This window comes from Pseudaminobacter soli (ex Li et al. 2025) (genome assembly GCF_029892515.1).
Lineage (GTDB): Bacteria > Pseudomonadota > Alphaproteobacteria > Rhizobiales > Rhizobiaceae > Pseudaminobacter > Pseudaminobacter soli_A.
The window spans coordinates 700,302-716,778 of sequence record NZ_JARXVF010000002.1 but is presented as its reverse complement, the minus strand read 5'-3'; the positions used below and the strand labels follow the sequence as shown (position 1 = coordinate 716,778).

Sequence of the window (16,477 nt, the reverse complement as noted above, 5' to 3'; positions counted from 1 at the left end):
GAGGGTTCGGATGAACAGGGTCTACAGGCATTTCTGGTTGAGCAATCGGCGCAGCCTCGCAACTGCGCTGGCTTCAGCCACCATGCTGTCGAGCCCGGTGCTGGCGCAAAGCGTGTTGCCCACCGGCGGCCAGATCGTTTCGGGCTCGGGCACCATCACCACGAATGGCAACGCCATGACGATTAACCAGTCCACGGACAGGATGATCGCCAACTGGCAGAGTTTCTCCATCGGGGCGGGGAACAGCGTCACATTCAACCAGCCGGGTGCCTCTTCCGTCGCGCTCAATCGCGTGGTTGGGCAGGATCCGTCGCAGATCCTCGGCTCGCTCACGGCCAACGGCCAGGTCTTCCTCGTCAATCCGAATGGCATTGTGGTCGGCAAGGATGCGAGCGTGCAGGCCGGCGGCTTCGTCGGTTCGACGCTTGGCATCAGCGACGGGGATTTTCTGGCAGGCAATTACCGTTTCACCGGCTCGGGCGGAAGCATCGTCAACCAGGGTGCCATCACCGGCAATGTGGTAGCGCTGATCGCACCGAAAGTCAGCAACGAGGGGACCATCACCGGCTCTGCCGGGCTCGCCGCCGGCACCGATGTCTTGCTCGATTTCACCGGCGACGGCCTTCTCTCGGTCGAAGTCAAGGGCTCTACCGTGGAGGCGCTGGTCGAGAACAAGGGTCTGATCAAGGCCGATGGCGGCGTGGCGATCCTGACGGCCAAGGGTGCGTCGGCAGCCAAGAAGGGCGTCGTCAACAATTCCGGCACTATCGAGGCGAAGACCATCGCCAAGAAGAAGGGCCGCATCCTGCTTCTCGGAGGCATGGACAATGGCGAGGTCAAAGTCTCCGGCAGGCTCGATGCCTCGGCGCCGAATGGCGGCGATGGCGGTTTCATCGAGACCTCGGCCAGCAAGGTGAAGATCGCTGACAGCGCTCAGATCACCACGAAGGCAACCGGCGGAACGACCGGCACCTGGCTGATCGATCCCAATGACTACACGATTGCGGCTTCGGGCGGCGACATCTCAGCGGCAACGCTATCCGGCATGCTTGGCAGCACCAACGTCACTATCCAGAGCGCAAGCGGTTCCAAAGCGGGCAATGGCGATATCTTCGTCAACGACAGCGTGACATGGGCGGCCAATACGCTGACGTTGAATGCCTACCGCAACATTGTCATCAACAGCGCCATATATGCCTCCGGGGCCGCCGGATTGTCCTTGCAATATGGGCTGGGCGCGGTCGCGGCCGGAAACACCGCCACCTACACCGTCAATGCGCCCATCAATCTTGCCTCCAGCGGCACTTTCTCGACCAAGCTGGGCTCGGACGGGACGGTAAAGAACTACACAATCATCACCGACGTCAACGCGCTGCAGAACATGAACAACGGGCTTGGCGGCAACTATGTGCTGGGCAGCAACATCGATGCCAGCGACACTGCCAACTGGAACTCCGGCGCCGGCTTCGTGCCCATAGGCTCATCCAATACCGGCTTCTTCACCGGTATCTTCGACGGCCTCGGCCATGTCATCACCGATCTCACCGTCAAGCGGAATTCCCTCGTCGGCCTGTTTGGCTACGCGAACGGCGCGACGTTCCGCAATGTCGGCCTTGTCCGCAACACCATGAACGGCAGCGATCATGTCGGTGGCCTGGTAGGATATGTCCAAAACAGCACGATCACCAATTCCTACTCGACCGGAACCGTGAGCGGACAAATCTATGTCGGCGGGCTGGTGGGGCTCAGCTATCTCACTACGATCGACCATGCCTATGCAGCCGGTACGGTGAGCGGCAACTATTATATCGGCGGACTGGTGGGAAAAAGCCAAAACAGCACCATCAACGACGCCTATGCCTCCGGATGGACGATCGGTACCAGTGATAACATTGGCGGCCTTGTCGGCTGGAGCACCGCCACTGCGATCAGCAACTCCTCTGCCACTGGAGCTGTGAGCGGCGGCGACAGCGTCGGCGGCCTCGTCGGTTGGAACAGTGGCGGAACGATTGCCAGTTCCTATGCTGCGAGCTCGGTGACAGGCGGCGATGCCACCGGCGGGCTGGTTGGGTGGAACAGAGACGGCGGTGGAGTCAGCAATTCCTATGCTACGGGCACTGTGAATGGCAGCGGCTACGCTGGCGGACTGGTTGGGCGAAACGAATTCAGCACGATCAGCAACTCCTATGCCTCGGGCCGCGTGACGAGCGGCGCTGGCGGCGGCCTTGCAGGATACAACGGCAGCTCCAGCGGGATCACGGCCAGCTTCTATGGCAGTGAAACAACCGGCCAGAGTGCCGCCTGTGGCGCAAATAGCGGTACATGCTCGGCGACGGGGCTAACCACGGCGCAGATGAACAATCCCTTCAACTTCATCGATGCCGGCTGGGATTTTTCTTCAGTGTGGGGCACGTCCAAGGCGGGCGGCGCGCCGCTGCTAAGATCGCTGGCGAGCGCGCCGCTCTATGACTACTATGTTCGCCTGTCGGGCAACCTCTCGCGGGTCTATGGCGACGGAAATCCGTCGCTGGGCGGCGTCGCTTTGGACGGGGTGGCAGCGGGCAATGTTTCGCTCAGCTGGGGCAGTGCGATCAACGCCTCGGCGAATGCCGGAACCTATGCCTGGTCCGCGCCGAGCGTCCTGTCGCTGACCTATTCCACCGGTTCGGCGGGCGATTACTATGTCGACTACGGCACCGGCGGCCTCACAATAGCGAAGCGTGTGGTGAGCATCGCCGGCAGCCGCACCTATAACGGATCCACCGGTCTCGATTCTTCGATCTTCAGTCTCACCAATCTCTCCAACGGCGAGACGCTGACGCTGTCCGGCACCGGCTCTATGGCGGACAAGAACGCTGGGACCGGCAAGGCGGTTTCGCTCGACACGCTGGCGCTCGGCAACGGTACCGGTCTCGCCTCGAACTACACGCTCGTCGGCGGCTCGAACACGGTCGATATCGGCAAGGCGGTGATCTCTGCGATCACCGGCATTACCGCGGCCAATAAGACTTATGACGGCACGGCTGGCGCCACGCTCGATACATCGGGCGCAGGGTTTTCGGGCATGATCGCTGGAGACAGCCTGGCGGTTGCTACCGGCACCGGCACCTTCGGTGACAAGAATGCTGGCACTGGCAAGACGGTCGGCATCAGCGGCCTGACGCTCGGCGGCGTGGATGCACTCAACTATGCGCTCGCTTCGACGACGGCCACGACGACCGCCACCATCGCCAAGGCCGCACTCTCAATCTCCGGCTTCACGGTCGCCAACAAGATCTATGACGGCAACACGACCGCGACCATTACCAATGCCGGGACGCTTTCAGGAGTTGTTTCCGGCGAGAACGTATCTTTCACCTATGGCAGCGCTTCCTTTTCGGACAAGAATGCCGGAGCGGGCAAGACCGTGACGCTCGGCGGCATCGCGCTCACCGGCGTCGACATGGGCAACTACACCATCGCCGCAACCGGCACGACCACCGCAGACATAACCAAGGCGGTCATCAGTTCAATTACCGGCATCACCGCCGCGAACAGGACCTATGACGGTACGACGGTTGCCACACTCGATGCGTCGGATGCAGGTTTTTCGGGCATAATTTCCGGCGACGACCTCATGGTGGCCAGCGCTACCGGCACCTTTGCCGACAAGAATGCAGGCTCGGGGAAGGCGGTCAACATCAACGGTCTGTCACTCGGCGGCGTGGACGCAGGCAACTACACCCTTGCCGACACGACAGCCGCGACCACGGCCGATATCGCCAAGGCGGTAATCTCCGCGATCACCGGTATCACGGCCGCGGACAAGACCTATGACGGCACTATCGCTGCAACGCTCGATATGTCGGGTGTCGGTTTCACAGGTATGGTCGCTGGTGACAATCTCGAGGTTGCGAGGGCAACTGGCGCTTTCTCCGACAAGAACGCGGGCTTAGGGAAGACGATCAACATAGCCGGCCTGTCACTTGGTGGCGCAGACGCCGGAAATTACGCGCTCGCCGACACGACGGCGGCAACCACCGCCGACATCACAAAGGCGACGATCTCCGCGATCACAGGTATCACAGCTGGGAACAAGACCTATGACGGCACGACCGCCGTCGTGCTCGACACGTCGGCTGCGGGTTTTTCCGGCATGATCGCCGGCGACAGCCTGACGGTTGCGAATGCCATGGGCGCCTTTGCCGACAAGAATGCCGGCACCGGTAAGACAGTCGACGTCAGCGGTCTGACGCTCGACGGTTCCGATGCGGGCAACTACGCGCTGGCCGACACGACGGCTGCCACCACCGCCGACATCGCGAAGGCCACGCTGACGCTCTCCGGCTTCACTGCCGGCAACAAGACGTATGACGGCACCGCGGCTGCCACGATCACAAATGCCGGGACCTTGTCTGGCATCATCTCCGGCGACAGCGTCTCGTTCACCCAGGGCAGCGCGACCTTCACCGACAAGAATGCGGGAACGGGCAAGTCCGTGGCGGTTGGCGACATCGCCCTCAATGGCGCGGATAGCGATAACTACACCATCGCCGGAACCGCGACGGCTACGGCGGATATCTCGAGAGCCGTGATTTCCTCGATCACCGGCATTACCGCCAATGACAAGATCTTCGATGGCACGACGGGAGCGACCTTGAACAACTCCGGGGCACGCTTCAACGGGATGATCGCGGGCGACCAGCTTGGCATTGCTTCCGTCTTTGCTGCCTTCGACAGCGCAATGCCGGGATACGACAAGCCAGTCCGCATCACCGGCCTCACACTCGGCGGTTTGGATGCCGGAAATTACACGCTCGCTGATACTGCGGCTTTCGCCTCGGCAGACGTCATCTTGGGTTCCTTCACGCCCCTATTCCCTGACCAGATCGAAAGGACGAAGGTCACCGGTTTTGCCAGTTCTACAGCTCTTCTGCTCAACTCCCCCTCGGTCCTGAATGAAGTTTTAGATGCGCAAGACCAGGACTGAATATTTTCTGGGCTCGCCAGCACTGTTATCGATTGCCGAGTTTAAGGCATAATCGCGCTAGCGCCACTTCCGGCCCGCTTTTCTGGAACCCATGAGGCACAAGAATGACCACGATGACAGGCATCGCTTCTGCCGAACGTCTGCTTTGGTCGATCATTCAGCCCACATAAGCAAGAGGCAGTATGCCCGGATGGTCTGGGCATTGGATTGAAGCGTTAGGTCTTCGATTGAGGATTACGGCATGGATGCGCTTCGGCGCACCAAGGTTTCGATCATCTACAAAGCCACTGGCAATCTTCGAGCAGTGCAAATCCTGGTCGGCCACACCAAGATTGAAAACGCCGTTCGATACCTCTGCGAGGGGCATCGAAGATGCGTTGCCCCTCGCAGAGGAGCGGAGGATACCGAAAGCGGCGTAGCCCTTTACGCCCGCTAGGCCATGACGTCGCAGTGCTCTTCGAAGAAAGCGTTTGGTGTCAACCAGATCGCGATGTTTGCTGAAGAAGAACTCGAGGGTGTCACCTGCGCTGTCGATGGCTCGGTAGAGATACATCCACCTGCCACTGACCTTCACGTACGTTTCATCGACATGCCATTTGTCGGTCACCGCTCGCTTTCGCTGGTTGAAGCCCTCAAGCAGAAGCGGTGAGAAACGAACGACCCAGCGGTGGATCGTGGAATGATCGACGCGGATGCCTCGCTCGGCCATCATCTCTTCCAGATTCCGCAGGCTGAGATTGTATGCAAGGTACCACCGCACGCAAAGCAGGATCACGGAACGCTCGAAATGCCGACCGGAAAACATGAAATGCACTCCACAAATGACGGAACCTTCATGCCTCGCACCACCTTGACGGAAAGTTTGCGGCACATCCCCTTCGAAGCTGCTGGCATTGAGTTCATTCCGGAAAATGGCGGCGGGCCGGGTGTTCGGCTGGCACGCAACTCAGGACTGAAGAGACCCTGACTTGCCGAATGAAGCCATCGCGAATCCTGCTCATCGTCAAGATGAACTGCTCTGTCAGCGGGGGGCTCGAGGGAAGGCGTTGCCCTGTCCCCTGATGGCCGGCAATTGCCCGCTGCGCAGAGCCTGCGCCAGGCGCGACGGACGAGGATAACCTTATTCGCAACAATACCTTGGATCCTGTAGATCGTTTGGAACGTGAGCCCCGCCGTCGGTCCCAGAATAAACTGGGCTTCGCAATTCAGCTCTGCGTCATGCGGCAAACGGGACGGCTCTTAGGCCAAAACGATCTTGGTTCCGCCTTGCTCGAAATACTCTGCCATTGAGGTCCGTCCACATTGCCTTCGAGCGATTGCACATTGGAAAGCCGCTGCCGGAACGGCAGCCTAAGCCAGGCATCCGGCCGCAGTTGCTCTTTGCTGACTTAGTCTGGCATCACTGATGCGTTAGTTAGAGCACCTTGGAGAGGAATGCCTGCGTTTGTGGATGCGAGGGATTACCCAGCACATCGGCCGGCTTTCCCTCTTCGACAACCTCGCCTCCGGCCATGAAAACAACGCGGTCTGCGACCTCGCGGGCGAAGCCGATTTCATGCGTCACCACGATCATGGTCATGCCACTTTCGGCCAAGTCGCGCATGACGTCCAGTACGTCGGAGACCAGTTCAGGGTCCAGGGCGCTTGTTGGCTCGTCGAACAGGATTAGTTTGGGCCGCATGGCCAGAGCCCGCGCGATTGCCACGCGCTGCTGCTGGCCGCCTGAAAGCTGGCGCGGATAGGCGCTGACCTTCTCGGCCAGGCCGACGCGCCGCAGGATGGCATGCGCCCGCTCCTTCACTTCCTCGCGTGGCTCCCGCTTCACGCCGATCGGCCCCTCGATGACGTTCTCCAGCGCGGTCATATGCGGGAACAGATTGAAGTGCTGGAATACCATGCCAATGTTGATGCGCTGACGGGCGATCTCATGCTCGTGCATTTCCTGCAGATGGCCGTTGTGTTCCTTGTAGCCAATCAGTTCGCCGTCTACCCTGATACGACCGTAGTCGATGCGCTCGAGGTGGTTGATGCAGCGCAGAAACGTGCTCTTGCCGGAGCCGGATTGCCCGAGCAGGCACATGACCTGGCCATAGGAAAGCGACAGGTCTATTCCCTTGAGAACCTCCAGCGCACCGAACGATTTGCGCACGCCCGTTGCCTGTACCATCACCTTGGCCGAAGAGCTCGGTTGAAAGCTCATGACGCGCTCCTTTTCTCGTCGGTGTCGAGCGGGCGCCTCCACGTCAGGCCGAGGAACATCCGGATGCCTTGCAGGGGCGTGAGGGGAAGGTTGCGGCTTCCGCCCCGGGCATAATGGCGCTCGATGTAGTACTGGATGACGCTCAGTATCGAGACGATGATCAGGTACCAGATGACCGCGACCATCAGAAGCGGGATGGTTTCGAACGTGCGCGTATAGATCGTCTGTGCGGCAAACAGCAGCTCCGGCACGGCGATGATGCTGACTAGCGCTGACATCTTGAGCATGTTGATGGTGTCGTTGCCGAGCGGGGGGATGATGACGCGCATAGCCTGCGGCAGCACCACGCGCCGCAGCAGCCGCCCGCGGGACATCCCAATGGACTGCGCCGCTTCGGTCTGACCATGATCGATCGAGATGATACCGGCGCGGATGATCTCCGCGCTGTAGGCTGCCTCGTTCAAGCCGAGGCCGAGGATTGCCGCTATATAAGGCGTGATCAGTGCATTGGCGTCCAGCTCGACGAAATCGGGACCGACAAAGGGAATTCCCAGCGCGATATTCGGAAACAACGCGGAAAGATTGTACCACAGCAGCAGCTGCACCAGCAGCGGCGAGCCGCGAAAGAACCAAACAAATAGCCAGGACGAACTCGATAGGATGGGATTGGGCGACAGGCGCATTACTGCGAGCAACACCCCGAGGGCGACGCCCATCACCATGGCGATGGCCGTCAGTTCGAGTGTGCGCTGCACGCCCAGCAGTATGGTGTCCGAAGTGAAATACTCGCCCACCACGGACCACTCGAAGCGCGGATTGGTGAAGAGTGTGTGCACTGTCGTCGCCGCGAGGAGCGCGACGAAGGCGACGGCCACCCAGCGCCATGGATGCCTGGCCGGCTTGATGACCAGGTCGATCGTAGGATCGACGCTCATTCCCTTGGAACTGGTCTCGTTGACGGACATGGCGAACTCCAGAGATTTTGGCGGCCGGGTGGCCTGTGAGCGCCTTACTTGCCCTCGTTGATCGTGGCCTGCGTGATGGCGCCGACCTCCTGGCCCCACTTCGCCAGAATCTTGCCGTAGGTGCCCTCTTCAATCAGCGCCTGCACGGTTGCCTGCAGCGCCTTGGTCAGTTGGTCGGAGTCCTTGGGCAGCACCAACCCGTAGGGGCGCGGCGCATAGGAGGTGCCCGGCACTTCGAACGCGCCCTTGTGCTGCTGCGCGATATAGGCGCCAGCGGAGGTGTCTATCATCGCCACGTCGACGCGGCCCGACTTCAATGCCAGCACGATCTTGCTGGTGCCGGGAAGCACTTTGGCGTTGACCTCCTTCTTGCCGGCCTTCACGCAATCCTCGGAAGCCCTTTTCGCGTCCTCGATTTCCGTGGTGCCCTTGTCGATAGCCGCGGTGATACCGCAGACGTCTGCGAGGCCATGAATGTTTTTTGGGTTACCCTGTTTTACAAGGAAGCCACCGCCCGAGGTGAAATAGTCGACGAAATCGACCTTCTTTCGGCGATCCTCGGTGTCTGTCATCGCCGACATCGCCATGTCGTAGCGATTTGCAGCGAGCGCCGGAATGATGGCGTCGAAGCTCATGTTCGAGAACTCAAGCTTGACCCCGAGCTTCTGCCCGATCGCGTCGGCCAAATCCTTGTCGAGGCCGATGATCGTGGTGTTGTCGGTGTCGTAATATTCGAAGGGCGGATATTCGACATTGCTGGCGACCCGGATCGTGCCCGTTTCCTTCAGCTTGGCCGGCAGCATCGCATTGAGTTTCGGGTCCATCTTGGTGGAAATGTCGGTGTCGGCATTGGCGATGCTCGCGAGCATCGGCCCCACCAACAACAGTACGGCCGCGGCACCCGAGGCGAGCCGAACTCGACGAAAACGTCCAATGCTCATGTCTTCCCTCCCGTTATTGTCGCGATGGCGACGTTGACAAACCTCGAAACAGGCACGCGTTGTCCATTCGCCCGGTAATGGCCCGCTCGACGTTGCCCCTCGTCGGCACGCTTGGCAGGCCTCGATCCTGCGATCCGGCTTGCTCAAGCCTAGTGCAGGAGCGCGATGGGGTGACGCGAGCTTTTCGCATCGATTCCTCCAGGCGCCCATTCTCGGGCGCCAATCAATGGCAATAGATATATACTTACATATACAAGTTGACGGCGCCTTTCTTGTCAAGCGCGATTCCCCTTTTCGCGCTTGGTAGATGCCAGTTGGCGCAGTTTTCCGGGACGAGCCGCGAATGCACTGTCACGGATCCCGGCAAGGATGCAGAGTAATCTAAAGAAGGCTTTGTCCACGGGTCGGGAAATGGATGAGTGACCCTGCAGGACTGGCCTGCAGAACGCCAGATCGCCTTCCAGACGCGCTGTCATCAAAAGTGCCCTATACCATTTTTCGCTGAGCCGTCCGGTATTTGCCGTGGCCGGGAACAACGCCCATTGTTCAGTTGGTCAGCCTTGCCATGGCTTGCTGGTAAGCGACGCGCACGGCGGATTCCAGAGGATGCCGACCGTCTCGGATCACCCATTTCCCTGCGACCATCACGTCGCGGACCGGGTTCTGCGTTCCGCCGAGAATCCAGCCGTCCAGGGCTGTGTTCGGCCCGTGGCCGAGAAGCGGATTGCTGTCGGGGTCGAGCATCACCAGATCGCCCCGCTTGCCGACCACGAGCGCGCCGCTGCCCTGCGCGGAAGCTTGCTCGCCGCCTGCGAGCGCGGCCTCGAACAAGAGGCGCCCCGTATGAACCTCGCGTTTGTCATGCGCTTTGTGAGGTCGTGCGATCACGTTGCGGCGGCGCAGTTCCAGCCGTTTGCCGCATTCCAGGATGCGTAATTCCTCGGCGGTCGAGGTGCTGTAGTGGCTGTCGGTGCCGATGCCGAAGGCCCCGCCGGCCTCGTGATATTCGACCAGGGGGAAGAACCCGTCGCCCATAGTCGCCTCGGTGAGCGGGCACAGCCCCGCCACCGCACCGCTCGCGGCCAGTCCGGCAATCTCGGAGGCGTCGAGATGGGTCGCGTGGACCAGGCACCAGTTCGGTCCAAGGCCCGCATTGTCCAGCAGCCATTGCACCGGGCGCGCACCTAGCCCGGCTACCACCTCGGCCACCTCGTGGGTGGTTTCCGAAACATGGATGTGCAGCCGAGCTTCAGGGTCGATCGCCTTGGCGCCGGCCAGCGCCGCCTGCGCCTCGTCGGGAGTGACGGCGCGCAGCGAATGTAGCGCCATGCCGACCCGCAGATTGGGATTGGCCGCGCGGCGCGAGTGCAATGTGTCGATCAGCTTCAGATAGGCATCGACCGAATGGGCGAAGCGTTTTTGCGTCTCCTCCAGTGGCTTGTTGATGCCGCCATGGGCATAGAGCACCGGCAGGATGGTCAGGCCCAGGCCCGTCTGCGCTGCCGCCGCAATCAGTCGGTCTGACATCTCGGCGGGATTGGCATATGTCTGCCCATCGGGACGGTGATGGACGTAGTGGAACTCGCAGACGGCTGTCATGCCGAATTGCAGCATCTCGAGATAGACCTGCGCCGCGATCGCCTCGTAGTCCTCGGGCGTCAGGCGGTCGACCATGCGGTACATCTCTTTGCGCCAGGTCCAGAGATTGTCTTCGGCCCGCGACGTGGTGACGAACTCGGTCCGACCTGCCAGTGCGCGCTGGAAGGCGTGCGAATGCAGGTTCGACAGGCCCGGCACGCCGAAGCCGCGCAACCGCTCGGCGATCTTGCCCTGCGGCTTTGTTCCTGAGACCGCGCGGATGATGCCGTCGTCGCCGATTTCGATGTAACCGGGTGAAAGCCAGCCGCGCTGTTGGTGCAGATGCTCGACCTGGTAGATGGTGGACATGAGATTTCCCTCGATCTGTTCAATCTGCTTGGGCGCTCCGACGCGGTCGGATCGTCGCCAGGCAGTATCTTGCGCACCCTCAGGTCCTCGCTTCCTGTTCGTCGAACACGACCTTTCCCGCCTTCATCACCAGTCGCGCCCGGCCGCGGCCCAGACGGTAGGCCATGTCCTCGTAGCGCTCATAGGGGAAGATCGCGATGTCGGCTTGTTTGCCGGCTTCGAGCGAGCCGATCCGGTCGCCCCGGTTGAGCGCCCTGGCGGCATGAAGGGTTCCGGCGCGAATGGCTTCGGCCGGGCTGAACTTGTAGAGCCGGCAGGCGAGCTGGATGACGAAGGGCATCGATTCCAGCCAGCAGCCCGGGCACATGTCGGTTGCGAGGGCAAGCGTGATGCCGGCATCGAGCATGGCGCGGGCGTCGAAGGGGCGCGAGTGACCCACGGCGAAGTCAAGCGCCGGCATGACCACGCAAACCACGCCGCCATCGCGCAGCGCCGCATATTCTTCCGGCGCGGTGAAGTTCATGTGGTCGGCCGAAACGGCCTGCAGCTCGGCTGCGAGGGCCGAGCCGCCGATGTGCGAATAGGCGTCGGTGTGAATCTTGACACCGAGCCCGTATTCCCGGCCGCGTTCGAGGATCGTGCGCGATTCCGCGACGGTGTAATAGCCATCGTCACAATAGACGTCGTTGAATTCGGCGAGACCTCGCCGGGCGACTTCCGGGATCATCTCGTCGAGGATCTCGGCGATGTAGGCCTCGCGGCTCTTGTCGTCGGGAAACTCATGCGCACCAAGGAAGGTGGACACGACCTCGATCGGCTGGTGCTGACCGAGCAGACGGTTGACCTCCAGCATCTTGATCTCGGTCGCCGTGTTCAACCCATAGCCGCTCTTGCTTTCCACCGTGGTCGTGCCGCAGGCCAGCATGTGTTGAAGGCGCTCTGCCGCGCTTTCGAGAAGTTGGTCCTTCGAGGCCTCGCGCATCATCCGGGCCGTGGCGGTGATGCCGACGGGAATGCCCATGGCCTTGATTTCGGCCGCGCTGCGGCCGCGCACCTTCTGCGCGTATTCCTCGACGCGGGATTTGTGGAAGACGAGATGTGTGTGGCAGTCGACAAAGCCGGGCATCACCAACCCGCCATCCGCGTTGATGCGAGCCGCCCCGCTCAAATCATGCTTGGCGGCGATCTCTAAGGGAGTGCCGATGGCGGCGATTGCGTTTCCGCTGATCGCCACCACCGTATTGGTTCGGGCACCGACAAGATCGGGCGCGGCGCTTGCGCAGGTCAGCACTTGGCCAGCGTTTTCGACAAGTGCCGTGATCTTGTCCATTGCGGTGCTCCCATGTCTGTGCGGTCAGGCCGAAAGGCTGTACGGCCCGAAGGTGGCCTTGGGGCTCCACCACAGCGGCACCTGCACGCCATCCTTGGCGAAGCGCTCGGCCGCGGCAGCGCGGGCGATCTCGTAGCCGGCCTGCGCATGGCGCACCACGCCGATGCCGGAGTCGGTGGTCAGGCACGCCGCCAGCCGCACCTCCGCCTCGGCCGAACCGTCTGCGATCATGGTCACACCGGTGTGCACGGCCTCGCCCATGGAGTAGTTTTCCTGGATCGCAACCAGGTCGGCGCCGGCAGCGACGTTGAGCATGGCGTTGAGATAAGGCCAGTCGGAGATCAGGTCGCTGCCGTCCTTCATGCGCTCGGATTCGAAAGTCGGATTCACGATCGAGCCCGAGTCGAGATTGTCGCGCGAGAAGGCCACTGGGCCCTTTAGCTCGCCCGAGCGCACCATCTCGTTGACGCGCAGACCGAAGGCCTTGCGCTGGCCGAAGCCGAGATAGCAAATGCGCGCTGGCAAGCCCTCGATCGGAATGTGCTTGCGGGCGAGGCGGATCCAGCCGGTCACCAGGGCGTCATCGGCGAACATTTCCTCGACCAGGTCGTCGAGCTTGGCAAGATCCTCCGGGGCGCGTGACAGGCAGATCCAACGGAAGGGGCCGCGCCCCTCGCAGAACAGCGGCCGGATATAGGCGGCTACGAAGCCGGGAATCTTCATGGCGTCCTTGGGCGTCATCCCCGCATCACGGCTCTCCTTGCGCAGCGAGTTGCCATATTCGAACACCTGAACGCCCTTGTCGTAGAACTCGTTCATCAAGGTCAGTTGCTCTACCATCGAGGCGCCGGCCCGCTTGAAATACTCGTCGCGGTCGGTCTTGCGCAGTTCGCGCGCTTCCTCGACGCCAAGTCCGACGGGAATGTAGGACAAAGGGTCGTGCGCCGGCGTCATGTCGGTGATGATGTCCGGTGCAAAGCCTGTTTCCCTGGCCTTACGTAGCACTTCCACCGCATTGCCGAACAGGGCGATGCCCAGCGGGCGCCGTTCCGCGGCGGCTTCCTTCGCCATGCGCACCGCTTCGTCGAAGTCATGCACGATGACGTCGCAATAGCCGACCTCGCGTCGATGCCGCATGACCTTCTCGTCCACGTCGGCGCAGATGCACACGCCGCCAAGCATGGTCATGGCGCGCGGCTGGTTGCCGCCCATGCCGCCCATACCGGCGGTGAGCAGGATGCGCCCGCGCATGTCGCCGCCGAACTTCTGGTCGCGGATGGCGACAAGGGTCTGGAACGTACCCTGGATCACGCCCTGGGTGCCGATATATTCCCATGGCGCGGCAGTGTATTGGGCGAAGATCGTCAGGTTCTTGTCCTGCAGATCATAGAAGATTGGCCAGGTCGCCTTCATGATGTTGGTAGTGGCCATCACCACGCGTGGCGCCAGCGCATTGGTCCTGAAAATGGCCACTGGCATGCCGGACTGGATGACGAGCGTTTCGTTGTTCTCCAGTTCCTGCAGGGACTTGACGATGGCGTGATAGCTTTCCCAGTTGCGGGCGCACTTGCCGATGCCGCCGTAGATGACCAGCTCTTCAGGATGCTCGGCATTCTCCATGTTGTTCTCGAGCATGCGCAGGATGCCTTCCTGCTTCCAGCCCTTGCATCGCAGGTTGTTTCCGCCCATGGCGCGGACGGAATAGAGTATCTCAGGCTTTTCCATCATGTCCTCCTCGTCCAAGTAGGCGACACACCCTCCGGGGTCGACCGCCATACACGTCTATACAACTACATACATCTCTAAGAGTTGGTTTTGTCAAGGGCGCGTGGAAAGACCAAATTAGTTTTGAGTTGGCTGTTGGTTGCAACTTGCATTAACGTGTAGAGCATTGCGAAGATGAACAAATCAGCAGGCGACGGTATGAGCAGACGGATGGAAGGCGCCCAGAAGCAGGCTGCTGTCGAAGGTGACGGCATCGGGCTGGGGCAACAGGTGCGCAATCATGTCTTGGCGAAGGTCAGCTCCGGTGAGTGGCCCGAAGGCTACCGGATTCCGTCGGAGTCGCGCCTGGCCGGGCAGTTCAGCGCCTCGCGCATGACGATCCACATCGCATTGCGCGACCTGTCCTCCGAAGGTGTCCTGGTTCGCCGGCAGGGCGCAGGCACATTCGTGGCTCCGCGTCGCAGCCAGTCAACGTTTCTTGAGCTTCGCAATATCCATTCAGAGATCGAGGGTAGGGGAAATCTACATACGACAGACGTAATAAAACTTGAAGAAGTGAATAGCGATCTTACTATTGCGACGGAAATGAATATTTCTCCAGGATCGATAGTGTTCCATTCTATTCTTGTGCATCGAGAGAATGGGAAGCCATTGCAGATTGAAGACAGGTATGTAAATCCGCGCTTTTCGCCTGATTATCTGGAGCAAGACTTCACCAAAATCACGCCGCACGCGCACCTCATGGCTACGGGGCCGTTGGAAGAGATCGAGCATATCATCCAGGCGGTACCGGTGGACGAGGTCAGTCGGAAGTTGCTGGAAATGCAGTCGGGCGAACCGCTGCTCCTGTTGCGGCGGCGCACATGGTCGCGTGGCATGATCGCGTCAAGTGCGCGCCTCCTGCATCCGGGCTCGCGGTTTAGCCTCGCTGGGCGCATGAAGGCCGCTCGCTAGCGAAAACGGCATCGCGTTTCGTTTCTCGCTCACCATCGAGAGGCGGCAGCCCTGTCTTGACAAAGGTCTGATCGTCGAAGATGTTGGTGTTGTCTATACAATGCGTGAAGCGGGTGCCGCATGTCGGGATATATGCTTCCAAGTGGGCCTACCTTACGACTCGCCGGAACGGAGACGGGGCGGCGCTCTAAGTGGGTAGCGGCCCAGAGGCTACCGGTCTGCCTCCCGCAATGCCGGCATGGGGCACGTGCCGTGCGCTGGCGGCAGCGCCGCTCGGGCCGGGACGGGCTAAAGTTCGGGCGCGCGGGGGGTGCCCATGAATGACCGGATGCGTCGCGCGCCTGAGCCCAGCCGCCGGCTTGCAGGTCTGCCCGGCTATGGGCGAGGTCGCGCCGGGCAGTCCACGCCCTTCCTTCATCGCTTGGGCTCGAACGAAGCGCCCGACGCGCCCAGCGCAGCCGTCCAGGCGGCCGCCGCCGCCGCCTTTGCGTCCACGAACCGCTATCCTGACCTGCGTGGCGAGACACTCACCGACGCTTTGGCGAGGCGGCATGGCCTGCCTGCGGAGTCCGTCGCGGTGTCGGCGGGCTCTATCGTCATGCTCGACCAGTTGGTCCGCGCCTACTGCGATCCGGGAGATGCGGTTGTCACGCCCTGGCGCTCCTACGAGGCCTATCCGATCATCGTAGGAGGCGCCAGCGCGCGGCTAGTCGAGGTACCGCTTGACGCCGAGAACCGGCTGGATGCTGACGCCATGTTGAAGGCGAGCGGCTCGGGTGTCCGCGTCGTGCTGGTTTGCAATCCTAACAATCCGACCGGCACGGCCCTCGGCTCCTCAGAACTGGATGCGTTGATCGAAGCCCTGCCGAAGGATGCCCTCGTCATCCTCGACGAGGCCTATGCGGACTATGCCGCGGACGCTGCGACTGTTGCGGCATCTCCCGCCCGGCGGCTTGCCCGGCACCCTAACCTTGCCGTGTTGCGCACCTTCTCGAAGGCGTGGGGGCTTGCCGGCATGCGTGTCGGATATTGTCTCGCTGATCCGGACATCGTTGCCGCAGTCAATGCGATCGCACCGCCGTTTCCCTTGCCCGCGCCTGCGCTTGCCGCCGCCCTGGCCGCGCTCGATGAGGAAGACGTCGTCGCGGAGCGGGTGACATGCAGCATCGAGCAGCGCATGCGCCTGACGGAAGGCATGACCGCTGCTGGGCTGCCGGTGGCGCGTTCGGAAGCGAATTTCGTGTGGCTGGCGGTAGGCGGCGAAGCGGAAGCATTCACGCTGCATCTGCGCCGGGCCGGCATCGCTGTGCGCTGCTTTGCCGGCGAAGGAGTGCGGATCACGACCGGAACTGCCGCCGACACGGCCGCGGTGCTGGCGGCCGTGGCCGAATGGGGGCCTGCGTAAGAGAATAATAAGTCGCGGCCTTTGGAGGAGGGGCAAGAAAA

The 16,477-nt window shown here is 61.5% G+C and carries 9 protein-coding genes and 3 pseudogenes; 5 read left to right on the top strand and 7 right to left on the bottom strand.

From position 1 onward, the window contains the following. The first annotated feature begins 10 nt into the window (after nucleotides 1-10). Together M2281_RS14115 and M2281_RS29215 are read left to right on the top strand one after the other, a co-directional pair. Nucleotides 11-4,969 carry a beta strand repeat-containing protein gene (locus tag M2281_RS14115; protein ID WP_280821766.1) on the top strand — a complete coding sequence of 1,653 codons (4,959 nt, stop codon included), beginning with the start codon at nucleotides 11-13 and terminating at the stop codon, nucleotides 4,967-4,969. A gap of 148 nt (nucleotides 4,970-5,117) precedes the next feature. Next, a pseudogene (locus M2281_RS29215) lies at nucleotides 5,118-5,388 on the top strand (integrase); the annotation flags it as partial. Nucleotides 5,389-5,405: 17 nt separating this feature from the next. Here M2281_RS29215 and M2281_RS14110 read toward each other — a convergent pair. After that, nucleotides 5,406-5,774 (bottom strand): annotated as a pseudogene (locus tag M2281_RS14110) (IS6 family transposase); the annotation flags it as partial. 266 nt (nucleotides 5,775-6,040) lie between these two features. On the opposite strand from M2281_RS14110, the pseudogene M2281_RS14105 reads away from it, so the two are divergent. After that, nucleotides 6,041-6,226 (top strand): annotated as a pseudogene (locus tag M2281_RS14105) (DUF4158 domain-containing protein); the annotation flags it as partial. A gap of 157 nt (nucleotides 6,227-6,383) precedes the next feature. Here M2281_RS14105 and M2281_RS14100 read toward each other — a convergent pair. The 6 genes from M2281_RS14100 to M2281_RS14075 all read right to left on the bottom strand — a co-directional run bounded on the left by M2281_RS14100 (nucleotide 6,384) and on the right by M2281_RS14075 (nucleotide 14,080). After that, nucleotides 6,384-7,169 carry an amino acid ABC transporter ATP-binding protein gene (locus tag M2281_RS14100; protein ID WP_280821765.1) on the bottom strand — a complete coding sequence of 262 codons (786 nt, stop codon included), beginning with the start codon at nucleotides 7,167-7,169 and terminating at the stop codon, nucleotides 6,384-6,386. Continuing rightward, nucleotides 7,166-8,134, bottom strand: coding sequence for an amino acid ABC transporter permease (locus M2281_RS14095; RefSeq protein ID WP_280821764.1), 969 nt, complete (start codon nucleotides 8,132-8,134; stop codon nucleotides 7,166-7,168). Before M2281_RS14095 ends, M2281_RS14100 begins: the two co-directional genes overlap by 4 nt. Nucleotides 8,135-8,178: 44 nt before the next feature. Beyond that, nucleotides 8,179-9,075 (bottom strand): ABC transporter substrate-binding protein, encoded by an 897-nt coding sequence (locus M2281_RS14090; protein ID WP_280821763.1) that lies wholly within the window; start codon nucleotides 9,073-9,075, stop codon nucleotides 8,179-8,181. 546 nt (nucleotides 9,076-9,621) lie between these two features. Then, the gene (locus tag M2281_RS14085) at nucleotides 9,622-11,022 is read right to left on the bottom strand and encodes a formimidoylglutamate deiminase (RefSeq protein ID WP_280821762.1); all 1,401 of its coding nucleotides are present in this window, start codon (nucleotides 11,020-11,022) and stop codon (nucleotides 9,622-9,624) included. 79 nt (nucleotides 11,023-11,101) lie between these two features. Continuing rightward, nucleotides 11,102-12,352: an imidazolonepropionase gene (hutI, locus tag M2281_RS14080; RefSeq protein WP_280821761.1), complete on the bottom strand. Its 1,251-nt coding sequence runs from the start codon at nucleotides 12,350-12,352 to the stop codon at nucleotides 11,102-11,104. Between the two features lie 24 nt (nucleotides 12,353-12,376). Then, nucleotides 12,377-14,080, bottom strand: coding sequence for a urocanate hydratase (locus tag M2281_RS14075; RefSeq protein ID WP_280821760.1), 1,704 nt, complete (start codon nucleotides 14,078-14,080; stop codon nucleotides 12,377-12,379). 171 nt (nucleotides 14,081-14,251) lie between these two features. Between M2281_RS14075 and hutC the strand changes: the two genes are divergently transcribed. Next, complete coding sequence (hutC, locus tag M2281_RS14070) at nucleotides 14,252-15,031, top strand: histidine utilization repressor (protein ID WP_280821759.1); 780 nt, start codon at nucleotides 14,252-14,254, stop codon at nucleotides 15,029-15,031. A 316-nt stretch (nucleotides 15,032-15,347) separates the two neighbouring features. Continuing rightward, complete coding sequence (hisC, locus tag M2281_RS14065; protein WP_280821758.1) at nucleotides 15,348-16,436, top strand: histidinol-phosphate transaminase; 1,089 nt, start codon at nucleotides 15,348-15,350, stop codon at nucleotides 16,434-16,436. Nucleotides 16,437-16,477: the final 41 nt, after the last annotated feature.